General features: G+C 35.8%; 23 protein-coding genes and 1 riboswitch. Of the genes, 9 read left to right on the forward strand and 14 right to left on the reverse strand.

What is annotated here, in order from left to right; translation table 11 throughout:
• Positions 1-2: 2 nt before the first annotated feature.
• Positions 3-1,295, reverse strand: coding sequence for an NAD(P)/FAD-dependent oxidoreductase (locus tag I5168_RS01705; RefSeq protein WP_431472262.1), 1,293 nt, complete (start codon positions 1,293-1,295; stop codon positions 3-5).
• 249 nt (positions 1,296-1,544) lie between these two features.
• Here I5168_RS01705 and I5168_RS01710 point away from each other — a divergent pair, with 249 nt between their 5' ends.
• Both I5168_RS01710 and I5168_RS01715 read left to right on the forward strand, forming a co-directional pair.
• Positions 1,545-2,549 carry a glycoside hydrolase family 113 gene (locus tag I5168_RS01710; protein WP_431472263.1) on the forward strand — a complete coding sequence of 335 codons (1,005 nt, stop codon included), beginning with the start codon at positions 1,545-1,547 and terminating at the stop codon, positions 2,547-2,549.
• 47 nt (positions 2,550-2,596) lie between these two features.
• On the forward strand, positions 2,597-4,249 hold the full coding sequence (locus I5168_RS01715; RefSeq protein ID WP_431472264.1) for a M1 family metallopeptidase: 1,653 nt from the start codon (positions 2,597-2,599) through the stop codon (positions 4,247-4,249).
• On the opposite strand, the gene I5168_RS01720 is transcribed toward I5168_RS01715, so the two are convergent.
• The 4 genes from I5168_RS01720 to I5168_RS01735 are packed head-to-tail and all read right to left on the reverse strand — an operon-like array spanning position 4,246 to position 6,456.
• Positions 4,246-5,136 (reverse strand): TIGR01777 family oxidoreductase, encoded by an 891-nt coding sequence (locus I5168_RS01720; protein ID WP_431472265.1) that lies wholly within the window; start codon positions 5,134-5,136, stop codon positions 4,246-4,248. The genes I5168_RS01715 and I5168_RS01720 overlap by 4 nt on opposite strands.
• Positions 5,137-5,148: 12 nt before the next feature.
• Entirely contained in the window at positions 5,149-5,556 is a 408-nt protein-coding gene (locus I5168_RS01725) for a hypothetical protein (RefSeq protein ID WP_060523197.1), read from the reverse strand.
• 1 nt (position 5,557) lies between these two features.
• Positions 5,558-5,899 (reverse strand): hypothetical protein, encoded by a 342-nt coding sequence (locus tag I5168_RS01730; protein ID WP_431472266.1) that lies wholly within the window; start codon positions 5,897-5,899, stop codon positions 5,558-5,560.
• 50 nt (positions 5,900-5,949) lie between these two features.
• Positions 5,950-6,456 carry a GbsR/MarR family transcriptional regulator gene (locus I5168_RS01735; RefSeq protein WP_167343028.1) on the reverse strand — a complete coding sequence of 169 codons (507 nt, stop codon included), beginning with the start codon at positions 6,454-6,456 and terminating at the stop codon, positions 5,950-5,952.
• A 102-nt stretch (positions 6,457-6,558) separates the two neighbouring features.
• Here I5168_RS01735 and I5168_RS01740 point away from each other — a divergent pair, with 102 nt between their 5' ends.
• The 3 genes from I5168_RS01740 to I5168_RS01750 are packed head-to-tail and all read left to right on the forward strand — an operon-like array spanning position 6,559 to position 8,685.
• Positions 6,559-7,215, forward strand: coding sequence for an HD domain-containing protein (locus I5168_RS01740; RefSeq protein ID WP_431472267.1), 657 nt, complete (start codon positions 6,559-6,561; stop codon positions 7,213-7,215).
• Between the two features lie 18 nt (positions 7,216-7,233).
• On the forward strand, positions 7,234-8,049 hold the full coding sequence (locus I5168_RS01745; RefSeq protein ID WP_060523201.1) for a tRNA pseudouridine synthase A: 816 nt from the start codon (positions 7,234-7,236) through the stop codon (positions 8,047-8,049).
• Between the two features lie 51 nt (positions 8,050-8,100).
• Positions 8,101-8,685, forward strand: a complete 585-nt coding sequence (locus I5168_RS01750; RefSeq protein ID WP_042275919.1) for a DUF2911 domain-containing protein — start codon at positions 8,101-8,103, stop codon at positions 8,683-8,685.
• Between the two features lie 69 nt (positions 8,686-8,754).
• On the opposite strand, the gene I5168_RS01755 is transcribed toward I5168_RS01750, so the two are convergent.
• From I5168_RS01755 to I5168_RS01780, 6 genes are all read right to left on the reverse strand, one after another.
• A complete protein-coding gene (locus tag I5168_RS01755; protein ID WP_042275921.1) occupies positions 8,755-9,078 on the reverse strand; it encodes a 2Fe-2S iron-sulfur cluster-binding protein in 324 nt (107 codons plus the stop codon).
• Between the two features lie 6 nt (positions 9,079-9,084).
• Positions 9,085-10,155, reverse strand: coding sequence for an NAD(P)/FAD-dependent oxidoreductase (locus tag I5168_RS01760; protein WP_167343299.1), 1,071 nt, complete (start codon positions 10,153-10,155; stop codon positions 9,085-9,087).
• 272 nt (positions 10,156-10,427) lie between these two features.
• Entirely contained in the window at positions 10,428-10,838 is a 411-nt protein-coding gene (locus tag I5168_RS01765) for an RrF2 family transcriptional regulator (RefSeq protein ID WP_105018283.1), read from the reverse strand.
• 40 nt (positions 10,839-10,878) lie between these two features.
• Entirely contained in the window at positions 10,879-11,961 is a 1,083-nt protein-coding gene (locus tag I5168_RS01770; RefSeq protein WP_105018282.1) for an aspartate kinase, read from the reverse strand.
• A gap of 13 nt (positions 11,962-11,974) precedes the next feature.
• Entirely contained in the window at positions 11,975-12,958 is a 984-nt protein-coding gene (locus I5168_RS01775; RefSeq protein WP_431472268.1) for an alpha/beta fold hydrolase, read from the reverse strand.
• A 1-nt stretch (position 12,959) separates the two neighbouring features.
• Entirely contained in the window at positions 12,960-14,249 is a 1,290-nt protein-coding gene (locus I5168_RS01780) for an O-acetylhomoserine aminocarboxypropyltransferase/cysteine synthase family protein (protein ID WP_431472269.1), read from the reverse strand.
• 122 nt (positions 14,250-14,371) lie between these two features.
• Positions 14,372-14,478: riboswitch (SAM riboswitch) on the reverse strand.
• A 377-nt stretch (positions 14,479-14,855) separates the two neighbouring features.
• On the opposite strand from I5168_RS01780, the gene metK reads away from it, so the two are divergent.
• Positions 14,856-16,112 carry a methionine adenosyltransferase gene (metK, locus tag I5168_RS01785; protein WP_431472270.1) on the forward strand — a complete coding sequence of 419 codons (1,257 nt, stop codon included), beginning with the start codon at positions 14,856-14,858 and terminating at the stop codon, positions 16,110-16,112.
• A 68-nt stretch (positions 16,113-16,180) separates the two neighbouring features.
• On the opposite strand, the gene I5168_RS01790 is transcribed toward metK, so the two are convergent.
• Entirely contained in the window at positions 16,181-18,481 is a 2,301-nt protein-coding gene (locus tag I5168_RS01790) for a sodium-translocating pyrophosphatase (protein WP_084692470.1), read from the reverse strand.
• 229 nt (positions 18,482-18,710) lie between these two features.
• Here I5168_RS01790 and I5168_RS01795 point away from each other — a divergent pair, with 229 nt between their 5' ends.
• Positions 18,711-19,553 carry a bacteriorhodopsin gene (locus tag I5168_RS01795; protein WP_042277224.1) on the forward strand — a complete coding sequence of 281 codons (843 nt, stop codon included), beginning with the start codon at positions 18,711-18,713 and terminating at the stop codon, positions 19,551-19,553.
• Positions 19,554-19,679: 126 nt separating this feature from the next.
• Here the strand turns inward: I5168_RS01795 and I5168_RS01800 are convergent, their stop codons facing one another.
• Positions 19,680-22,193 (reverse strand): DUF5686 family protein, encoded by a 2,514-nt coding sequence (locus tag I5168_RS01800; RefSeq protein WP_431472271.1) that lies wholly within the window; start codon positions 22,191-22,193, stop codon positions 19,680-19,682.
• 137 nt (positions 22,194-22,330) lie between these two features.
• Here I5168_RS01800 and I5168_RS01805 point away from each other — a divergent pair, with 137 nt between their 5' ends.
• A complete protein-coding gene (locus I5168_RS01805; RefSeq protein WP_105018278.1) occupies positions 22,331-23,182 on the forward strand; it encodes a hypothetical protein in 852 nt (283 codons plus the stop codon).
• A 47-nt stretch (positions 23,183-23,229) separates the two neighbouring features.
• Here I5168_RS01805 and I5168_RS01810 read toward each other — a convergent pair whose 3' ends face one another.
• Entirely contained in the window at positions 23,230-24,210 is a 981-nt protein-coding gene (locus I5168_RS01810; RefSeq protein WP_105018277.1) for a pyruvate dehydrogenase complex E1 component subunit beta, read from the reverse strand.
• A gap of 259 nt (positions 24,211-24,469) precedes the next feature.
• Here I5168_RS01810 and I5168_RS01815 point away from each other — a divergent pair, with 259 nt between their 5' ends.
• Positions 24,470-25,216 (forward strand): electron transfer flavoprotein subunit beta/FixA family protein, encoded by a 747-nt coding sequence (locus I5168_RS01815; RefSeq protein WP_042275932.1) that lies wholly within the window; start codon positions 24,470-24,472, stop codon positions 25,214-25,216.
• The last annotated feature ends 36 nt before the right edge of the window (positions 25,217-25,252 follow it).

Raw genomic sequence — 25,252 nt, forward strand, 5'->3', positions numbered from 1 at the left:
TATTAGTTTGTTAATAGATTAGAAAATTGACTTTTTATATCGTGATAAGGTTCTTTAAAAAACTCTGGATTAAAGCAAGCACCCCTTAAGTTATAAACAACGTGATCTATAGTTTGTTCTTCATTAAGCCACTTATCAAAAACCTCATGACGCATGCGTATATTAAACGTATTAATACCGATGAATTTACGTGAGGCTATTTCATACTCAATAGTTATCATACTACGCCCATCATTACCTTTCCATGTAAAATGATCATTTCCTTCCTTAGGGTTATTCCATACCCAACCATAGGTTTGGTATTCGATCTCAAAAAATTTAGCACTATTAAACCAGTGACCAGGATTCCATCTTACAGGATTTCCACAAATGTTTTGAGCTACTACCTCACCCATCATCCTTCCTGTATACCATACAGCCTCAACCGCTTTGCGTTCACCGACAGGTTCTCGCTGTTCTGCACAATCTCCTATGGCATATATATTTGAAAAATTGGTTTGAAGATTACGATTAACCATAATACCACGATTATATTCAATACCGCTTTCTTTTAAAAATTCAATTTGCGGTCTTACTCCGGCACATAATCCTACAAGGTTGCAAGGAATTTCCTCACCCTTTTTTGTAATCACAGCTCTTACATGACCATTATCATCCGATAAAATCTCTTTGAGTTCTTCTTCTTCGCGCAAGTCTATATGGTGCTCTTTTATATGATTAGAAATCATTGTAGCGTTAGGCAGCGGTAACACACCTCTCCAAAATCCTTTTTCCCTAACTAAAAAAGTTACTGGTATTTCACGAGTGTGTAGCATTTCTGCAAGCTCTACTCCTATTAAACCACCACCGATAATTACTGCTCGCTTACAAACTTTATTATTTGGTGCTGTTTGTTCTAATTGTAATAAATCTTGTTTACTTACTAAGCCTTGAACACCTTTTAAATCTTGTCCTGGCCAGCCAAATTTGTTAGGAATACTACCCGTAGCAAGAATTAACTTGTCGTAGGTTAAGTGACTACCATCCTCAAACTCTATCTTATTCTCATCAGGAAGTATTTTGTTGACATAGGCATTCATTAATTCAATCCGATTCTCTTTCCAAAACCAATTTTCATAAGGTTGTGTGTGCTCAAACTTCATGTGTCCCATATAAACATACATAAGTGCTGTACGAGAGAAAAAGTAATCCGTTTCGGCCGAGATAATTGTAATGCGCTTATTCGAGTTTTTTCTAATATGTCTAGCTGCAGTAACACCTGCAATCCCATTACCTATTATTATAATATGTTCCATAGATGGCGATTGTGTTTACAAAGTACGATTAATTACGCTTTCGCGAAAGCGTAAACTATTCCCACCACATTACACATACTTCCTATTTAATGCTTAATGAACCCATGTATTTTTCAATCTATCGATAAAAGCAACTAAAAAGGAACGATTTATGTACCTTTAATTTTTCGTACAACTTAGTTAATGAATAAAGTCGCTACATATAAAAGTTTATTAAACTTTCTGATAATAGGTTGTTCTCTTTTATTAATGTCCTGTTTGAACTCATCACAGTCAAACCAGACGGCCTTTTTGAATTCAAACTTACCTCAAACAATTAATAAAATAAATGGTATCTCATTTGTTGCTACCCGTAATCCTATTGATAAAAATGACGTACAACCACTAGTTCAATACAATGCTAATTACGTAGCTGTTATACCCTATGCCTGGATGCGTTCAATTGATAGTCCACAAGTTATATATGACCAGGATCACGGTTGGTGGGGCGAAAAACCGCATGGTGTATCACAAACCATTGACCTAATGAATGATCAAAATATTGAGGTAATGCTCAAACCTCAAATTTGGATAAATAAAGGAACCTACACCGGTACCATTCAATTAAAAACAAATGAAGATTGGCAAATTCTGGAAAACTCCTATCGTGAGTATATTTTGAGATTTGCTCGTATCGCACAAGAAAAAAAAGTAGGGCTATTTTGTATAGGAACAGAACTTGAATCCTTTGTAACTGCTAGACCAGACTACTGGAGACAATTAATTAAAGAAATCCGTACTATTTATAAAGGTAAAATCACCTATGCTGGTAACTGGGACAGCTATAAACAAGTTACATTTTGGGATGAATTGGATTATATAGGAGTAGACGCTTATTTCCCTGTTTGTAATAAAAAAACACCCGATATTGATAACATAAATCAAAGTTGGGATAAATGGAAAAAAGAATTAAAATCTTTCTCGACTAGCTTTAAAAAACAAATCCTGTTCACAGAATATGGTTATATAAGCGCAGATTATGCCGGAAAGGAACCATGGAAAAATGCCCAAGATCACCATGAAGTAAATGAAAAAGCTCAAGATATTTTATATCAATGCTTATTCGATAAGGTTTGGGGAGAATCCTGGATGGCAGGCGGTTTTTTATGGAAATACCATGCCGAAGATAGTAGATGGCGAGGTTTTGCAAAACGTTTTACGCCACAAGGAAAAATGGCTCAAAAAACAATTACTCAAGCATATCTTGAGCATTAAAAAAACATTCATATAACAGATGGTATCGCATCTATAATCAATCTTTAATGAAGATAAATAAAACGTCGTTATACAAGGTAATAACTCTAATTATATTTTGTTTAATTGGAATTCAAGCACAAGCACAGTTACTCCAAAATAAAAAACAATTTACAAGACAAGATAGCTTGAGAGGTAGTATTACTCCAGAACGTGCATGGTGGGAATTACAACGTTACGACCTAAACGTTAAGGTAGAACCTGATGAAAAATTTATTTCTGGCAGCAACCAAATAACCTATAAGGTGCTTGCAAGTAATAATAAAATGCAGATTGATCTACAGGAGCCTATGCACATTACCAAAGTAGTTCAAAATGATAAGGAATTAAAGTTCACCCGTGATGGTAATGTCTATAATATTCTTTTACAAGACAAGCAACAGGTAGTTACCACAAAAACTATTACGGTATTTTTTAAAGGACATCCCAGAGAAGCAAAAAATGCTCCATGGGACGGCGGCTTTTCATGGAAAAAAGACGAAAAAGGGAACCATTTCATCGCAACTTCAAATCAAGGTTTGGGAGCAAGTGTATGGTGGCCATGTAAAGATCATATGTATGAAGAAGCAAAAGGTATGACAATATCTGTAAACGTACCTTCTAATTTAATGAACGTGTCCAATGGTAGATTAATTAAGGTTAAAGAACTCATTGACAACACCACAACATATACCTGGCAAGTGACAAACCCTATAAATAATTACGGAGTCAATATCAATATAGGTAACTACACCCATTTCGGTGAAGTCTACTCTGGTGAAAAGGGTGATCTACATATGGATTATTATGTTCTGGAACATCATCTAGAAAAAGCAAAAAACCATTTTACCGATGCCCCAAAAATGATGAAAGCTTTTGAACACTGGTTTGGACCTTATCCTTTTTATGAAGACAGTTTTAAACTAGTTGAGGTTCCCTATTTAGGTATGGAACATCAAAGTTCTGTCACTTATGGAAATAAGTTCAAACAAGGCTATTTGGGCAGAGATTTATCGGGCACTGGCTGGGGTTTAAAGTTTGATTTTATTATCATTCATGAAGCTGGTCATGAGTGGTTTGCAAACAGCATAACCAATAAGGACATTGCAGACATGTGGATTCATGAAAGTTTTACAGCATACAGTGAAAGTTTATTTTTAGACTATTATTATGGCAAGCAAGCTGCACAAGAGTATATCATAGGTACTCGCAGAACTATTCAAAATGACAGACCTTTAATAGGGCATTATAACGTTAATCATGAAGGTAGTGGCGACATGTATTACAAAGGAGCCAATTTATTACATACCATACGCACACTAGTAGATGATGACGATAAATGGAGATCAATACTGCGCGATATGAATAAAACTTTTTACCATCAAACAGTTACGACTAAACAAATAGAGGATTTTTTAATTGACAAAACGGGTATTGCGCTACAAAAAGTTTTTGATCAATACTTAAGAGATACTCGTATCCCTAAATTAGTTATTAAAAGTAAAGGAAATAAACTTGTTTATTATTGGGAAAATACGGTCGATGATTTTAGCATGCCTGTAGATGTTTATATAGGTAACAATAAACAACGTATCATACCGACTACAAAAAAACAAACCATGAAATTGTCGTCTAAGTTTAACGAGGTCAACGTAGACGACAATTATTATATACAGAGTTAAATCAAATCTTGTACAGCAGCATCATGGGTATTGTAGTCCCATTTAAAACCAGAATTTTCTAATTTCTCTGGTAATACAAACCTACTTTTTAGGACTAGCTCAGTTTCGGTCTTCATGAAAAGAGCACCTAGCTCTAGCAACCACCTAGGTTGTGATATGGCAATAGGTATTCTTAAACTCTTTTGTAGGTTAAACATAAAATCTTTGTTGCTCACAGGTTTAGGAGCCGTAACATTAACCACACCTTCCAATTCTGATTGAATTAAAAAGTCAACAGCGCGGCAAAAATCATCTACATGTATCCAACTAATCATTTGTTGTCCTTTACCTTGCATTCCTCCTAACCCCAATTTAGTCAAACGTTTTATTACAGGAAAAGCGCCACCTGTAGCTCCTAAAACAATTGAAGTACGCATAGCAATCTTGCGAGTACCAGGCAATTCTTTTTTAAAGAAAACACGCTCCCATTCTTGAGCTACATTGGTAGAAAAGTCGTCACCTAGCACACCTTCTTTCTCCGTGTTTGGCCTGGTTTCAGAATGTCTATAAATAGTAGCGGTACTAGCATTTAACCAAACTCGTGGACGATTACTGCACTTTTCAACTGCTTTGTTTAACACAGCAGTACTAGACAATCGGGACATTAGAATTGCTTTCATATTAGCAGGATTGTACCTACAGTCTACGCTCTTACCTGCTAAATTTATGATAACATCCACAGTTTCCAGTTCCTTTTCCCATTCTCCCAGATTCTCACCATCCCAGTAGAGTGACTTAGAATCACGCTTTCGCGAAAGCGTAATCACCTCATGACCTTGTGCTTTTAAATATCTTGATAAAGATTTACCTAAAAACCCTGTTCCTCCTGGTATCAAAATTTTACTCATAATTCTTTATGTTTACTTAGATTCAGGTGATAAATAAATGGGTGTTTTTACGACAGTTTTGGATTGTTTGCTTTTTCTGCGACCTCTAAAAAAGAAAAACAGATTGATGAAAAGCATGACACCTAAATAGATAGAGAATCCACCAATCTTTGCGCTTAATACCTCTATCAGATTCTGATACGTGTTGTGCCATTTATAATCTGATATTTCTAGAATCCATAACCCAAAACCCAAGTTCAACAGGTAAAATCCTATTTGAAAAAGATTGTTTGTTGAGGTTGCGATATCGTTTTTACCGTGAAAAATATCGAGCATAAAAATCTTTGCATTTTTAAAAAGCGTACGCGATACATAATAGGTAAGTCCCAGCATGATAGGTACATAAATAAAATAACCGATGATAATTTTTGAAGTTTCCATATTATTTGAATTTAAATTGATAGATAAGTTTAATAATGAATAGGTTGCTATAATGTAAGACAGCAAGTATGAGTAGAATCATTGAAAAGTGACTCGTTACGGATTGAACAACTCCTATGATATTTTGAACGTCTTCCCAGGTCGCAACGACAGTTACTCCATAACCTAGATTGATTAAATAATAAGCCACTAATAACACATCGTTGATGCTTTTTGAAAACTCAGCATCTGTAGGAAAAAAAGCATCGGTGTATACTCGTCCATGACGGTAACACAAATGTCCAATGCGTAAAATCACTGTCACTAGTAATACGGTATAAATGGCATAAGCAATTAAGTTCATAATTTTTATATTTTCAGAAATTATTGAAAGTTATAACGAAATAAAAAAGACTATGAAATAGCCTTTATCATTTTCTTCAGGTAACTATTGCTATTAATCCTGCTTGCAAGATTCAGTAAATTTTCCATTTGCGCGACAAATTCTTCTAGGTCTTTTATCAATACCTGAAAATGTTTCACCTCATCATCCTTACCTTCTAATTCTGTTTTCTTTAGATCTTTTAATAAAGAAAGTACAGGTTCTATCTCCCTACGTTTTCTTTCCTCCATAATATGTTGTGCCATAGAATATATGTCATGAATGGCCTCAAAAAACTCTTTGCGCTCACCTAGTACCGTCTTCTTGCGTACAAGACGCCAGTTGATCAATTCACGTACATTGGTATTCACATTTCCTCTAGAAAGCTGTGTACGACCCATGATGTCATCAGTACTTAAACCATTGGGCGAGGCCAGTAGTAAAGCGTGAATTTGCGCCATACTCTTAGAAATTCCCCATGAGCTGCCTAATGAGCCCCATGCTTGAATAAATTGACCTTGTGCTTCCTGTAATTTCATAATTCAAATATAAACTTATTTTTTATATTTTCAATATTTTCTGAAAGTTTAATTTTATTTTGATTATTCCGCTTTCGCGAAAGCGCACTACCTTTATCCCTTATGAACTACACACCTTTCATTGAACAAACTATAAGTTTTGTCAAATCTGAATTACACGACGCAGAAGGCGGTCACGACTGGTTTCACATTGAGCGAGTGTGGCGTAATGCCCAACTTATTGCGGCTCAAGAAAATGACTGCGATAAACTAGTAGTAGAACTGGGCGCCTTACTTCATGATATTGCAGATTCAAAATTTCATGATGGCAACGAGGAAGCTGGTCCTATTAAAGCAACAACTTTTCTTAAAGGATTACGTGTTGACGATTCTATTATAGACCACGTGGTACAAATAATACGTCATGTATCCTATAAAGGTGGACATACAACCGGATCCTTTAACAGTATAGAGCTACAAATAGTTCAAGACGCCGATAGGTTAGACGCATTGGGTGCCATAGGAATTGCACGTACCTTTAACTACGGCGGTTATAAAAACAATGTTCTTTACAACCCAGAAATTCCTCCCAATCTTACTATGAGTAAAGAAGAGTATAAAAAGGGTAATAACCCTACTCTCAATCATTTTTACGAAAAACTACTGCTACTTAAAGACCTTATGAACACCTCTACTGGAAAGCGACTGGCTCAATCACGACATAATTTTATGGAAAACTATCTTGAACAGTTCTATGCAGAATGGAATGGAGAGCAATAGTCAAAAGTAAAAGATCTTATGAAAAAGAATGATCCCTTTTTACAGTTAAGCAGACAGTACTTTCTGATCAAATTGCAATATTTAGGTTTTAGGTTTCACGGATGGCAACAACAACCTAACGATATTCCTACAGTCGAACGCATGATTAATAGAACGCTTAGGTTTGTATTTGACCATAATGATTTTAAAGTAGTTGCAGCTGGTAGAACAGATTCAAAGGTATCTGTTAATGAAACTTGGGTAGAACTTTTTCTCGATGCAAAGGAACCTTTAAATCAAGAGCACTTTTTAGAACAATTTAATTTAAACTTACCTAGTGATATAAGAGCTTTAGAAATAAAAAAAACCACTGCAGACTTTAATGTTATCCAGCATCCTAAGATTAAAGAGTACATCTATTTATTCTCTCATGGAGAGAAGTTTCATCCTTTTTGTGCGCCATTAATGGTTTACATGAAGGATGAACTCAATATAGAACTCATGCAACAAGCTGCCCAGATGTTTGTAGGAACTCATGATTACTGGTCCTACACCTATAAACCTAAACCTACTACAAATACAATTTGCACCATCGAAAGTGCAGTGATTGAGGAGAATGAGTTGTACACAGCAAACTTTTTTCCTGAAATCAGTTATGTTTTTCGAGTACGAGGCAGCGGTTTTAAAAGGTATCAAATTAGGCTTATGATGGGGATTCTCTTTGATATAGGGCATGAAAAGATTTCACTTGATGAGTTCAAAAAAACGTTAATAGGAAGTAATAGAATTCATTTGAGTCATGTTGCTCCACCTAGTGGTTTACAACTGTTTAAGACAGATTTAACAAGGCAGTGATACTTCTGTGAGAACAATTCATTTAGTTTAGACCTTTTAAAACCAGATATTATGAAAACAAAAATTCTATTAATGGCATTTTTAATGGGTGCCGGAAGTTTATTTGCCCAAGAATTGGATGACAAACTTGATAAAAGTCCTATGGATGCTACTTTTTATCCAGCTGAAGCTGCTAAGAGAGCGTTTAGAAAGGGCGTAACTGCTCCAAAGGTTAGAGTATTATATTCAAGGCCAGCATTAAAAGGAAGAGAAATATTTAAAAAAGAAAAAGAAGATAAAGGTATCACCATGTATGGTCAAGCATGGCGATTAGGAGCTAATGAGAGCACCGAATTATTATTAATGCAAGACGCAATGATAGGCGGTAAAAAAATTGCCGCTGGTAGATATACGATTGTGGTAACTCCACATGAGGATTATTGGGTGTTCCACATCAATTCAGAAAACGATGGATGGGGAAACTATGGACATAAACCAGAATTAGATCTTGTAACTGTAAAAGTTCCAGTAAAGAATGTTGAAAATAGTCTAGAACATCTTACAATCGCATTATACTCTCCTAATGAAGACAATGTAATTCATTTAAAAGTGGGTTGGGGAACTTACCGTGCTGAAATGCCAATTACACTCATGTAATTGAAGTAACATAAACAAAAAAAGCTGACTTAAAAGTCAGCTTTTTTTTGTTAGTAATTTAAACGATTATTATTCTTCAGGAGCTAACTCAATAACGAGACCATCAAGCTCTTCGGTAATTGGAATTTGACAACCTAATCTAGAGTTATCTTTTACAAAACTTGCTTCCCATAACATAGCTTCTTCGTCATCATTGCGTTCTCCTAGATCATGATCACTGATTATATAACATTGACAAGTGGCACACATTGCCATTCCACCACATGTAGCCTGTACAGGAAGTTCGTATGACTTACAAATTTCCATTACATTCATATTCATATCTGTAGGAGCAAGTAGTTCATGCTTCTCTCCTTCTCTATCAATCACGGTAATAGTTACATCGACTGCCATATTGCATTAAGCTTTTTGACCTATTTTTTTTACAACAGCTTTTTCAGCAACCTTATGCGATCCATCAAAACCAGATACACCACCTACCGTGGTATATTTCATAACATATCTTTTGTCTGGAAATATACGTTGATAAGCACTTTGACACATTAAAGTTGCCTCATGAAAACCACAGAGTATTAATTTCAATTTCCCTGGATATGTATTAACATCACCAATGGCATAAATTCCTGGTATGTTAGTTTGATAATCTAGAGTGTTGTCAACCTTAATAGCATTTTTTTCAATCTCTAATCCCCAATCGGCGATTGGACCCAATTTTGGTGCAAGCCCGAATAATGGAATGAAGGCATCACAGTCAATCACCTCCATTCTTTTGGCTTTATCATTATGTTGAATTTCAACAGACTCCACTCGACTCTCACCATTTATTGCCTTCACTTCTGCAGGAGTAATTAACCTAATTTTATCCTGCTCAACTAGTTCTTGAACTTTTTCAACGCTATCTAATGCACCTCTAAATTCTTCTCTCCTATGAACTAGTGTCACTTCACTAGCAACATCGGCCAAATAAATAGTCCAATCCAAAGCACTATCGCCACCACCAGCAATTACTACTTTTTTATCGCGATAATCCTCTGGATTTTTAATCATGTAGACTAGACCATTGTCTTCATACTTGTCTAGATTTTCGATAGCTGGTTTACGCGGTTCAAAGGATCCCAATCCACCAGCAATCGCCACTATTTTTGTGTGATGCTGCGTTCCCTTATTTGTAGTAACTATAAAGGAACCATCTTCTTGTTTCTCTATAGTTTGTGCTCTTTCTCCTAATGTAAAACCAGGTTGAAAAGGCTCTATTTGTTTCATTAGATTATCGATCAAATCACCAGCAAGAACATCTGGAAAGCCAGGAATATCATAAATGGGTTTTTTAGGATATAGTTCGGTAAGCTGCCCACCTGGTTGCGCAAGTGCATCAATTATATGACATTTAAGTTTAAGTAATCCAGCTTCAAAAACCGCAAATAATCCTGTGGGACCAGCACCGATAATAAGAATATCGGTTGTAATCATTTCTTTACTCATGATTTGATTTGTATTATACTACAAAGGTCGCTATCAACGTATTGCTATCCAAATAAAAGCAGACAATGTTAAAAAGAAATGATCTTAAAGTTTTGAGAAGAAAACAGTCAAGGAAGCGAGTGTAATAAAAAGAAAACAGCCCATCTTAATATCGTCAGATCACTCGCTTAACATGACCTTTCAAAACTATCGGTTAAAACTTAACGGCACGAATATACTTCATAAAGTAATACCCTACCAAAATAGTAGGGTATTATTTTTTACTTTAATAAATCTGCTAATGTTTGATTTTCTAATATAGCGAGTGTATTATCCCTTACTTGAGCCATAAGTCTATTCACACTGCAGGTTTCTTCGTCTTTACAGTCTTCGCACTTTTCATAAAAATTTAAACTTACACAAGGTAACATAGCAATAGGCCCTTCCAATATTCGGTGGACCTTACTCATTTTTATTTCATCAGGTGTAGTTAACAACAAGTATCCTCCACCTTTTCCCTTACGACTTGTAAGAATGTCCTGCCTACGTAATTCAAGCAAGATGCTTTCTAGAAATTTATGTGGGATGTTTTCTGCTTTGGCAATCGTCGATATAGCTATAGGCTTTTCATTGCCGTTTTTTGCTAGATATGTGAGTGCTTTAATCCCGTATTTTGTTTTTCTGGATAACATAACTGCTTAATTTTACGCAACGGTAAATATAAAAAACCTTTTATCTTAAAACCGGTTGTCCAGCGATCATTGCTACCTTTATGATATCTGATAATAGACCGCGAGCTGTCACCTGTTTACCAGCTCCAGCTCCTTGAATGACTAAGGGTTGTTTTCCGTAAGATTTTGTGTAAACCTCAAAAAAACCATCACTGCCTCGTAATAAACCAGCAGGCGATTGTTTATCTACTACTTCTAACTTTACTGTAAGACTTTCTTTTTTAAGATCAAGAATACCTAGATGGCGTAATACGCTATTTTCACCTAGATTCTTCTTTAAATTTTGAAAAGGTGTGTCAAGTTCGTTGATACGGTCAAGGAATTCTTGCTTTCCAATATTCCTTAATTCAACTGGTACTAGATTATCGACCTCAATATCATCCAATTCAATCACATACCCTGCTTCACGTGCCAATATCAATAGTTTTCTAGCAACATCCATTCCAGACAAATCATCTCTAGGATCAGGCTCGGTATAACCATCTACAAGTGCGTCATGTAACAACTGTGAAAATTGTTTCTCTTCTTGAGAAAAACGTGAAAAAATATAGCCTAGAGAACCAGAAAAAACTCCTGATATTTTCACGATCTCTTCACCGCTTTTATACAATTGCTTTATCGACTCTACAATAGGTAAAGCTGCACCTACATTAGTCTCGTATTCAAACCGTAAATCCTTAAAAGCCGCTATTTCACGAATTTCTTTGTAGTAGGTATAATTTAATGTGTTTGCAATTTTATTAGCTGTCACGATATGAAAACCCTTTGATAACAACTCTACGTAATAAAGGCTTAAATCTTTACTCGCGGTAGCGTCTACGGCAATTTTAAAATCTGGAATAGTGGCAAACGATTCATAAAAAGCATCGGGCTTGCGATCCATACCTTTAGATTTAAATTCATTTTGCCAGTCCTCATCAACACCCGATTCCTTTAAAACAGTATGTGTGCTGTTGGCCAAACCTACAATTCGTAGATCTAATTCGTGTTTTTCTTTGAAGAAGGTATGGGATTCAAGAACCTGTTCTATTAGAGTTTTACCCACATTTCCTATTCCAAAAATATATAAGTGTACTAGTTTCATCCTTTTAGTATTTTTAAGCAAGTGCTTTTGTTTCTGAAACCAAATGAAGTTTCACGCGTTTTTTTACAATCCGTTTTAAAATATTAATTAATTGATCGTGTTCAATGAGAAATGCATCGTGACCGTGAACAGATTGTATAATATTCAATGACGATGGAACCTTGTTTTTAATTCTTTCATACGTAGCTATATCTTCCTCAGCAAGGAAAAAACCGTCACTATTTATACAAATAATATCGATACTAGCTTTAGACTTAATAGCGATGGACTCAATATCATTGCTTCCATTTGTAACGTCAAATTGACTTAACAAATGATTTAAATGTCTGTATGCTGGTAGTGTAAATCGTTCTTGTAATGCAAGACCATGATAATTTAACCATGCTTGTACAGTTCCAGCATCTTTTTCAAATTTTTGATTAATGCCTGCTGGCGATCTATATAACGTCATCGCATGTTGTCTAGCTGTTTCAATAGGTTTATCACTGTTTTCTAAAATGGTTTGTTGTACATGACAACACGCTTGTAACCATAAAGTAGACTTCCAGTCTGCAGCAATAGGAACAATACTTTTAATTAGGGACGGCGCAATCGTAATTAACTCCCATAGTACAGCTCCACCTATACTTCCTCCTAAAGCTAGGTCAATGGTTGAGATGTTTAAGGTGTTGATCGCTTTCGCGAAAGCGTATCCCACATCTTTTAAATTCCAATCTTGATAATTAAAGATAAGCTCATCAACTTCTTCTGAGTATCCGTTTCCCGGTATATCAAAGGTCAATACGGTATAACGATCAAGGTCGATGACCTTTCCCAAACCTACCAATTGTGGCCACCAAGAAGTAACATTTGAATTGCCCGTGAGTGCATGAGTAATCAGAATTATGGGCGCGGTATGTAGTTCACGCCCAAAAATCTGATAGGAAACACTAATATCTTGAATTTTACCAGATACTGTTTTAAAGTCTGGAATTCTCACTTTTTTTAACTGTGACATATTAAATTTTTACAGTTTGTGATACTTTTTCAAAAGCAGATTCTAGATCGGCTATTAAGTCATCAACGCTTTCTAGACCTACCGAAAGTCGAATTAAATCTTTTGAAACACCTGTACTTAATTGCTGTTCATCAGACAATTGTTGGTGTGTGGTACTGGTAGGATGTATTATTAGAGATTTAGTATCGCCTATATTAGCTAAAAGCGAAAACAACTCCGTTTTATCGGCGATAGTTTTTGCTCCTTCAAAACCGGACTTTACTCCAAAGGTGACGATTCCACTTTGTCCTTTAGGCAAGTACTCTTGGGCAAGCTGATAATACTTACTCGATGATAAACCAGGATAATTAACCCAGGCAACTTCTTCCCTTGACTCTAACCAATTTGCGATTTTAAGGGCATTCTCAGAATGCTTTTGGATTCGTAACTCTAGAGTTTCTAGGCCTTGTATGATTTGCCAAGCATTGAATGGTGAAATTGCCGCACCTAAATCTCTCAAACCTTCAATTCGCACCTTGGCAATAAATGCTGCCGCTTCTAAAACCTCACTATACACCAGGCCATGATAGCCCGGTGAAGGCTCTGTAAATTCAGGGAATTTACCATTTGTCCAATCAAACGTTCCCGCATCTATAATAATTCCTCCTAGCGCTGTTCCATTCCCATTTATGTATTTTGTAAGTGAGTGGATAACGATATTTGCACCATGTTCAATAGGGTTGAGTAAAAAGGGTGTTGCAACAGTATTATCAACAATTAACGGCACCTTTGCTTGTTGAGCTTGTGAACTTATTTTTTTAAGGTCGAGCACATCTAATTTGGGATTTCCAAGCGACTCTACAAAAACAGCTCTAGTGTTTTCTTGTAACGCATTGATAAAAGAATCTGGCTCATTAGGATCTACAAAAGTGGTAGTAATCCCAAGTCTTGGTAAGGTTACTGATAGTAGGTTATAAGTACCACCATAAAGAGAATTGCTCGCAATAATATGATCACCAGCTCGCAATAAAGTTAGTAAGGTAGTTGATATCGCACTGGTACCAGATGCTGTGGCTACAGCAGCAATACCACCTTCTAAGGCAGCTAATCGCTGTTCAAGAACATCTACTGTAGGGTTGTTAATCCTAGTATAAATAAAACCAGGTTCAGCTAGTGAAAATAAATTTGCAGCATGATCACTGTTGTTAAAGACATAGCTTGTGGATTGATACAAAGGTACTGCTCTTGTACCAGCATTTGCTTTAAAATCATGACCTGCGTGTAATGAAGTTGTTGAAAATTTTTGTGACATTGTAATTGTTTTAAAAAATTAATTAAATGCCCAAAACCGTATGAAATAGATATCCACTTGCTCTATGCAAGAATCGATAAATCAAAAAAGAAACGTAATGGAGTAGTTACCTACTGGCCTGCGTATCATCTCTCCTATTAACTAGGCAGAAAGTAGCACCTTCTTAATTTAGAATTAAGGGTTGCTAAGGAGTCATCGGGTCTGTTCCCTCGTCCTTTCTTGATAATTTCAGTATGGTAATGAACGTGAGTACAAATATTCAAAAAGAAATTTTACAATTCCAAAGTTTTAATGAAATTTAATCCCTATTAATTTACTAGGATTTACAAATAGCTGTTCTTAAACATATTACACTTAATTAAAATAAAGTTAAACTCTCAAATTGTTAATTTAATATGAACTCTTAATAACTATTAATTTAATAACTCTTACATTTGTTGCCGATTAAACGAGGACAGATTTGGCTGATTGCGACCTCGAATTGAGATTTCTTAATTCATAAACGCTAAAACAGTAAGACTATCTAACTATACAGCCCAATTTTGTTCTTAATTATTAATGCGTAGTATGCCTTAAGGTATGCTTTCGCGAAAGCGTAATAAAAATATGCCCTATTTATTTACAAGTGAATCTGTGAGTGAAGGTCACCCAGATAAAGTCGCAGATCAAATAAGCGACGCTTTATTAGATAATTTTCTTGCTTTTGATCCAGAATCAAAAGTTGCTTGTGAAACTCTTGTCACAACTGGTCAAGTAGTTCTTGCCGGCGAGGTAAAAACTGATTCTTACATTGATGTTCAACACATCGCGCGAGATGTAATTAACCGTATAGGTTATACTAAAGGAGAATATCAATTTTCTGGAGATTCATGCGGTGTTATTTCTTTAATACATGAACAATCTCAAGACATTAATCAAGGTGTAGATAGAGCTACAAAAGAAGAACAAGGAGCAGGTGACCAAGGAATGATGTTTGGTTATGCTACGAATGAAACTGAGAATTTCATGCCACTAGCACTGGATATCTCGCACAAAATATTAATCGAACTAGCAGCCTTACGCAGAGAAAATAAGGATATTAATTATTTAAGACCAGATGCAAAATCACAAGTAACTATTGAATACAGTGATGATAATGTACCTCAACGTATAGATGCTATAGTTATATCTACACAACACGATCCGTTTTCTAATAACGATAATGAGATGTTATCGAAAATTAAAAAAGATCTTGTAGAAATTTTAATTCCTAGAGTTATCGCCCAGCTGCCAGAATATGCTCAAAAGCTGTTTAACGATGATATCACCTATCACATCAATCCGACTGGAAAATTTGTAATTGGTGGTCCTCATGGAGATACTGGACTTACTGGACGTAAAATAATTGTAGACACTTATGGTGGTAAAGGAGCTCACGGTGGCGGAGCGTTTTCTGGTAAAGATCCTTCTAAAGTAGATCGCAGTGCAGCCTATGCTGCTAGACATGTTGCAAAAAATTTAGTTGCGGCAGGACTTGCAAGCGAGGTGCTTATACAGGTAAGTTATGCAATAGGTGTGGTAGAACCTACCTCAATCCTAGTAGACACTTATGGAACAGCAAATGTTGAATTGACTGATGGTGAGATTTCTAAAATCGTAGCCGAGATATTTGACATGAGACCTGCGGCAATAGAAAGTAGGTTGAAATTACGTAACCCGATTTATGAAAAAACAGCGGCTTATGGTCACATGGGTCGTGAACCTTATGTTGAAAAACGTGTTTTTGAAAGCCCTTATAAAGGTCGAGTAGAAAAGGAAGTTGAATTTTTCACTTGGGAAAAACTAGACTATGTAGACCAAGTTAAAGAAGCTTTTAATTTATAATCTTTAAAGTGTTTCAATAAAAAAAGGTAGCTTTTAAAAGCTACCTTTTTTTATTGAGATATAATTTTTTATCTGTATTCGATGGTAACTACCTCTTCTTTAACAGGCTCAACAATTAATTCCTTTTTAGTCTGATCCTCGTTATTAACTTGTGCATCTTCAGAATGACCGCCTAATATAGGAGCCACTACTAAACCAATTAAACAAGTCAATTTAATTAAAATATTCATGGACGGACCAGATGTATCTTTAAATGGATCTCCTACTGTATCACCAGTTACTGCAGCCTTATGAGCATCTGACCCTTTGTATGTCATTTCACCGTTGATTTCAACACCTGCTTCAAAAGACTTTTTAGCATTGTCCCAAGCGCCACCAGCATTGTTTTGGAAAATTGCCCAAAGAACACCACTTACCGTTACACCAGCCATATAACCACCTAGCATTTCGGCAATAGCAAGATGATCCATTCCAAATATCATAGGGACAAATGCAATAATCAATGGAAAACCTATGGTTAACAAACCAGGTAGTAACATTTGTTTTAAAGATGCCTGAGTTGATATAGCTACACATTTATCGTACTCTGGCTTTCCAGTTCCTTCCATTATTCCAGCTATTTCCTTGAATTGACGACGTACCTCATATACCATTTCCATAGCTGCCTTACCTACCGCATTCATGGCAAGTGCGCTAAATACAACTGGCACCATGCCTCCTACAAATAACATCGCAAGAACAGGAGCCTTATAGATATTGATACCGTCTATTCCTGTGAATGTAACATAGGCCGCAAACAAGGCTAATGAGGTTAATGCTGCCGATGCAATTGCAAAACCTTTTCCGGTTGCTGCCGTAGTATTACCTACTGAATCCAATATATCAGTACGTTCTCTTACGATAGGGTCTTGTTCACTCATTTCGGCAATACCACCAGCATTATCAGAAATTGGTCCAAAGGCATCAATTGCTAATTGCATTGCAGTTGTAGCCATCATTGCACTTGCTGCAAGCGCAACACCATAGAAACCAGCAAAAGCATAAGATGCCCAAATCGCTCCGGCAAATAAAATTACTGAAGGAAAGGTAGAAATCATTCCCGTAGCTAGACCTGCAATAATGTTCGTTCCTGCACCTGTTGAAGATTGTTGTACAATCTTAAGAATAGGTCTTTTTCCCAAACCAGTATAATATTCTGTAACCGAGGATATAACTGCACCTACTACTAATCCAACAAGAGTTGCTAGAAAAACATTAAAAGAAGACACCTCAACAGGGTTTGTTATACCAAAGAAATCCATTTTCATCGTTTCTGGCAACATCCAGGTACACAGGCCATAACAGGCTATTGCTACAAGAACAATAGATGTCCAGTTTCCTATATTTAAAGCACCCATTACCTGAGCTTCTTTAGCCTCATTACTTTTAATTTTAACAAGCATTGTACCTATTACAGATATGATGATTCCTACACCTGCAATTGCCATAGGTAATAAGATAGGACCTATTCCTCCAAACCCTTCACTAGTTATATCACCACCCATATCTCTAATTACATAATTTCCTAAAACCATAGCTGCTAGAACCGTTGCCACGTAGGACCCAAAGAGGTCTGCACCCATTCCTGCTACATCACCTACATTATCCCCAACATTATCTGCAATGGTTGCTGGATTACGAGGATCATCCTCGGGAATGCCAGCTTCAACTTTACCTACTAGATCTGCTCCAACGTCGGCTGCTTTAGTATAAATTCCACCACCTACTCTAGCAAACAGTGCAATCGATTCTGCTCCAAGTGAAAAACCTGCTAGTGTTTCCAGTACAATAGTCATAAGATCTCCTGCTGTTCTTGTTTCACCCATAAATTCTGTTGCAGCCCACTCCCCATTCATAAATAACTGGAAAAACAAGATAAAGAATGCTGTGAGTCCTAATACAGCTAGACCAGCTACTCCTAGACCCATTACAGTTCCTCCACCAAATGAAATTCCAAGAGCTTTAGGTAAGCTCGTTTTTGCAGCTTGCGTAGTTCTAACGTTAGTTTTTGTGGCTATCTTCATCCCAATATTACCAGCATAAGCAGAGAAGACGGCTCCGAAAACAAAAGCAATAACAATCATCCAGTGTGTAGTAGGGACAACTACTGATACAATCGCCAGTAAAACACTGACAATGATTACAAAAATGGAAAGCAGTTTGTATTCTGCTTTTAAAAATGCGAGTGCACCTTCATAGATATGATCCGAAATTTCTTTCATCGTTCCATCTCCAGCATCTTGTTTCATAACCCAAGATTTTTTGATGACCATATAAACAAGGCCTAAAAGCGCCAGTGCAACTGGCAAATAAATCATGTATGATTCCATAAGTAATAAAATTGTTTGGTTTAAAATCTTGCTAATGTAACAAATAAATGTTAAGAAATCGATTGAGTAACTTAAATCTAATAGCCTTAATTATTGAAATAATGAAATAAATGTTAAAGCTTCAAACGACCTAAAAAGGAGATTCCATAAAGTTTTCTTATTTTTTGTTTAATTTTTATCTAATCAAGTTAAACAAAAAGATATGTGTGAGTACTTTTATAAAAAAAAGATGATACAAGATTTAGGTAATTCCAACTTTGAAAATTATGTAGGAGCGACAGAAGGTTTCTCCGAAATGGCCTACCAAATGACCTCACATGTACTTACTTTAGGATATGCGGTAATGTTTGCAGGGCTTCTGTACTTTATCCTCACCATTAAAAACGTCGATAAAAAATATAGAATGTCTAACATTCTATCGGCAGTTGTAATGGTTTCTGCGGCATTATTGCTATACGCACAAGCAGGTAACTGGACTTCTAGCTTTTCCTTTGATCCAGAAGCAGGTAAGTATTTTTTAAATCCAGATGGAGACTTGTTTAACAATGGATACAGGTACCTTAATTGGTTAATAGATGTTCCTATGTTACTTTTTCAAATTCTATTTGTGGTTACATTAACAAAATCTAAAGTTAGCTCTGTGAGAAATCAATTTTGGTTTTCAGGAGCGATGATGATTATAACCGGTTACATAGGTCAATATTATGAGGTAACAAATCTTCCTGCCTTTTTCATTTGGGGTGCTATCTCAACGGTATTTTTCTTCCATATATTATGGTTAATGAATAAGGTTATTAAAGAAGGTAAAGAAGGTATTCCAAAAAAAGGCCAAAAAATACTTTCCAATATTTGGATATTATTTTTAATCTCATGGTTTTTATATCCGGGAGCGTATTTAATGCCTCACCTAGCAGGGATAGAAGGTTTCTTATACAACGAGTCTGGTGTAGTAGGTAGACAGATCACTTATACGATTGCAGATGTTTGTTCTAAAGTTATTTATGGTGTTTTACTAGGTAACTTAGCTTTAGTCTTAAGTCATAATAAGAAAATGATTGAGACAGCTCAATAGTAGTTGGTTGTTTGTTGATTGAAAAAGCCGGTTCTTTAAAATAAGCATCGGCTTTTTAGTATTAATTACTAGGTATGGGTTAGTAGAATGCCACGCTTTCGCGAAAGCGCACACCTATATTTACTATTAAAAACTAAAACCAAAACTACCGGTAATTGCCATCGACCTAGCATCGGGTAAAAAGTTATAACTACCTCTAAAACTAACATCAATGCGCAATATTTTAAAGATATTACCTATACCTGCGCTATATTCCCAGTAAACATCCTCTGGAGCGCGGTACATTAAACCACTGCGATTTATAGCCCTGTTTTCATCACTGATAGTTCCATATACTGCCTTTATACCAACCAGCTCTCTAAGCTGTAAATCTCTTAATCCCGGTATACGAGAAAACAAACGACCATTGAAATTATGATCTAAATGTATAGTGGCGTATTGGTCTGTAACAAACTCGTAGAAATCCATCGTATTGAATGTCCCTTGTATATTAAAATAAGTTTGATTTCCTGGAACTACATTAAGTAAGGATAATGGCACAGTTCCAAAAGTTTTACCAGCTTCAACCCGAGCGGTCAATCGTCCAAAAGCACCTATTTGAAATGGGTGAGAGTAATAAAAAGAAAACTTATCATAATTAAAGTCACTATTCAAAAGATCTTTAATCCCTTTGGTATAGTTCATATAGAGAATGGGATATGCGCCCTCATTTATCAATGTTCTATCAACTCCATAATTAGACATTTTTCTACCAGGCGTGTAAGTGGTGGTTAATGTTATTGCAGATTGTTTTACTTCACCTGATACCTCACCAGTGTCAGGATCCAAATAATCCAAACTGAAAACTCCTGGATTGGCAGTTTCTATGGTCCTATAGCTACCGTTTAATCTAACCTCAAAATTATAAACCGGTTCAAAACTTACACCTACGGTACTTAAGTTAATGTTGGATAATCTGTTATTGTTACCTGCACTTATCAGTGCGCTTGAAGCTAGACTGCGACCTAGTACGTCGTTTGTATTTGTTAAACTCGCTCCTAGTTGTTCTACATCTCTTCTGTTTCCTGCGTATACAGTAAGCCTGCTACGCTTGTCTAATAACGCTTTTCCAGAAATCCCATATTTAAACTTGTCGTCTCTAAATCCATAGGCGGTATATCCTTCAATACGCCACGGGTCATTGGAAGTAAAAAAAGTTCTTCCACCAGCTCTTAGTCTTAATCCTTCAACATCGTTAAATCCAAAGATTGAAAATATAGGTCCAATATCGTAACCATCCATTTCATAGTAACCAGATGCGAGTATGGTCCCTAAATTGTACAGTCGCTTAAATTTCTTATTCTTTTTAAGCGTGTCCAGCATTACATAAATTTGTTTCTCGTCTTTATTGAGTTTTTCCAATCTATTTTGATCCCAATACGCCTCGTCACGGTTATAAACTTCTGGATCAAAATCATTGACCCTACGCTTGTAAAAGTCTGCTGGTTTTTCAATATCAAATTGATAATTATCATAAAGGGTAGTACGCTTACCGTAAATACCCTTGGATTTTTCTTTTTTATTGAGTGCAAAATCACTCATGAAATAATCTCTGGTGATTAAGAATAAACTGTCATTGAGAACGTCAAATTCTTGCTCTATATAAATCTCTTTTACCCAATTAATATTAGCACTTTTAGTGGCTTGCATATTTATTTCTTTGATAGCATAGGATTCTGCAGCCACCCAAAAATCACCTTTAAAAGTAAGTTCATTTTTACGTCGAGGATAGTAGATAATATTATAAGATTCGACACCATCAACTAAAGCGGTATCTCTCAAGACGTAATTATAAGTATCAATACCTGCTTTACCTACTGGGCTAGCAAAGCTCTTATCAAAGAATTTTAAATATCTATCGTAGACATCTATATCATTATATAGATCTTTTACAAATGCGATTATAGTTTGATTGTTTGAAAAACCTGAGTTTTTATTAGCCTTGACATCTTCCTTTTTTTTATTTAATTGATTATCTCCGTATACCTTAGCCAGTGACTCATTAATAAAAATAGGCAAGTAAGTTTTACCTGTAACCCTACTTGTATCTGCATAATCAAAAATAAACTCCATCCCTCTAAAAAGCTTAGAATTAATCATAGCACTATCGATAGTGTTCATGTCAAATTCTAATTTCTCGTATTTATCATATTGATACTGCTTAAATTGAGCTAGACCATTCTTACGTCTATTCTCCCATACTTTTCTCAAAATATCTATGGCAGGATTATTCTTTTTTGAAGTTTTACCAGTGTATACAACCACTTCATCTAACGAAGCTGTTTCAGTTTCCAAAGTGATAGTTAAATCTAGGGAAACTTTAGCATTAAGTTTTATAACTTGGGTTTTATAACCGATAAAGGATACTTCTATACTGTCAAATGAATTATCAGATTGTAGGTAAAATCTTCCGTTGTCATTAGTGATTGTACCTTCATTGGAATTTGGAAACACCACATTTGCAAAAGCAACTGTTTCTCCTAGATCATCATAAACTACTCCACCTACTTTAGTTTGAGCCATGGAATAATAAGAACATATAAAAATGGAAAACAGTAATGAATGTAGACTTCTCAATAAACAGGTAGGTGATTTTTCCATGACAAGTGGGATAGGTGTCAAATTATATAATAATAGAAGAAACGAATATAAGTAAGTGAAGTTATAAGTCTATTACTTTTTAATCACGAAGTGTTAACCTTTTAATTTAAAAACCCATAAACGAGAAACCAATTCTCATGAAAAACTTACTAATTTCATTGTTTTTAATTATTAATACCGTATGCCTAAGTCAGGTTGGTATAAACACCACAAGTCCTAATGCAAATCTTGAAATTGCAGCAGGAACAACTGCTGAATACAACGGTATTTTATTACCGAAAAATGATGAATTTCCAACTTCCGTAACTTCAAACCAAGATGGCATGATGATATACATAACAGGTAACGGATCTGTTACAAAAGGTTATTGGTATTACGATCATGGTAGTGGCTGGAGAAAGCTAATTCAAGGAGAAAATGAAGGTTTCTTAAAAACATATTTAAATCCCAAATTCCCAGATGGAATGAACGAACTACAACCAGTTACTGTAAACTTGAGCTTAGGAAGCTTTACAGTTCCTACTGGAAAAAATTTATATATTACCTCTGTTTATCGCGGGAATGCCGCCCTTACTTTACAAGCATTTGATTTTTCACTATCCTTATCTTATACATTAATAAGCAACACTCGCGCTACCTACGGATTTCCGACATTTAATAATCCTATTATCATAGGACAACAAGATTACGCGTTAGGTAATTGTGTAATCAATGGTTTTTTAGTAGATGCCACTATAGTACCTATCTATGCAAATACGTCGTATACTGTTCCTGCAAACAAGGTATTCGTTTATCTAACTTCCAATCAAACCAACACTAACCCTATAAATGAAATTGAAATTGACGGATCCTTTGTTACCAATACAGGAACAAATAATAGTAATTTTGGCAGTGCAGAAGCTTCCACCATGCCTCTATTTGTTGATGAAGGTCAGATAATAAGGTTAAGAAATGGAGGAATTATGAATGGTTACTTAATAGACAAATAAAAACCCAGCTAGAAAGCTGGGTTATAAACTCTTTAAGTTATAGAAATCTATTTTCTATACATCACTTTTTTGACACCTTCTATCACATCCTCGTGATTAGGTAACCATTCCTTTAAAAGTACTGGTGAATAGGGTGCAGGAGTGTCTTGAGTATTAATTTTATAAATAGGAGCATCTAAGTAATCAAATGCTTCAGCTTGAACCATGTGCGAGATCTCTGTAGATACATTTCCAAATGGCCATGCTTCCTCAAGAATAACCAATCTATTCGTTTTCTTTACCGATTCAAGAATCGCTTCTTTATCATATGGTCTCACTGTTCTTAGATCTATGATTTCACAAGAAATACCATCCTTCTCAAGCTCTTCTGCTGCTGTATACGCTTCTTTAATAATTTTTCCAAATGAAACTATCGTAACATCAGTTCCTTCTCTTTTTATATCAGCAACACCTAGTGGCAATACATATTCATCCTCTGGCACCTCACCTTTATCACCATACATTTGCTCAGATTCCATGAAAATTACTGGATCATCATCTCGAATTGCAGCCTTCAATAAACCTTTGGCGTCATAAGGATTTGACGGTACAACAACTTTAAGCCCAGGACAGTTTGCAAACCAGCTTTCAAAAGCTTGTGAGTGAGTCGCGGCAAGTTGCCCAGCACTAGCTGTAGGTCCACGAAAAACGATTGGACATTTAATTTGTCCACCTGACATCTGACGGATTTTTGCAGCATTGTTTATAATTTGATCAATACCTACAAGAGAGAAATTGAACGTCATAAACTCAATAATAGGACGATTACCCGTCATGGTAGACCCTACTCCTACTCCTGCAAAACCTAACTCAGATATTGGTGTATCAATAACACGTTTAGGACCAAACTCATCCAACATTCCTTTTGATGCCTTATAAGCACCGTTATATTCTGCCACTTCTTCACCCATTAAATAGATAGACTCATCACGTCTCATCTCTTCACTCATGGCCTCACAAACGGCCTCACGGAATTGTATTGTTTTCATAGAACTGTTTTAACAATAAGGACAACAAAAATAAAGCACTACTATCAATAAAAATGCTAAAAAGCGTTATAAAATATTTGATATTTTCGATCCTTACAGACTACAACGTTTGAGAATAGCGTATATTTGAAGCACTACTACCTTCAATTCAAGTTAAAATTCCGTTTTTTTGTAAAAATTTATTATGCACGCATAGTTTTTTTGCCGATTTTATCGTAATTTCGCAAACGTTTGAAAAAGACGATAAAAGCATATAAATATGAAGATTTTAGTTTGTATAAGTCATGTTCCAGACACGACTTCAAAAATTAATTTTACCGATAACGATTCAAAATTTGACACTAACGGTGTACAATTTGTAATTAATCCCAACGATGAGTTCGGTCTTACTCGTGCCATGTGGTTTAAAGAAAAACAAGGCGCAAGTGTTGAGGTTGTAACAGTAGGTGGTGCCGAGGTAGAACCTACCTTAAGAAAAGCACTTGCCATAGGTGCCGATACTGCAATTAGAGTAGATGCTCCTGCAACCGATGGTTATTCTGTAGCTCAAGAGCTTGCTGCGGTAGTTAAAGAAGGTGGTTATGATCTAGTTATAGGAGGACGTGAATCGATCGACTATAACGGTGGCATGGTTCCTGGAATGGTTGCTGCAATGACAGGTGCTAGTTTTGTAAATACTTGTATCTCTCTAGAAATCGATGGTAATAACGCTACTGCAATACGTGAAATCGATGGTGGTAAAGAAACAGTAACCACTACATTACCTTTAGTTATAGGTGGTCAGAAAGGATTAGTAGAAGAAAGCGACTTACGTATTCCTAACATGAGAGGAATTATGATGGCTCGTAAAAAGCCTTTAAATGTAAAGCCAGCTGCTCAAGGTTCAGAAGAAACAAAAACTGTTTCATTTGAAAAACCAGCTCCTAAAGGTGATGTAAAGTTAGTAGATGCAGACAATCTAGACCAGCTTATCGACCTTTTACACAACGAGGCAAAAGCTATTTAAATAAAACATTAATGTGGTAGAGTTTACGCTTTCGCG

It is taken from the genome of Nonlabens sp. SCSIO 43208 (assembly GCF_050703575.1).
In the GTDB taxonomy this organism is placed as follows: Bacteria; Bacteroidota; Bacteroidia; order Flavobacteriales; family Flavobacteriaceae; genus Nonlabens; species Nonlabens tegetincola.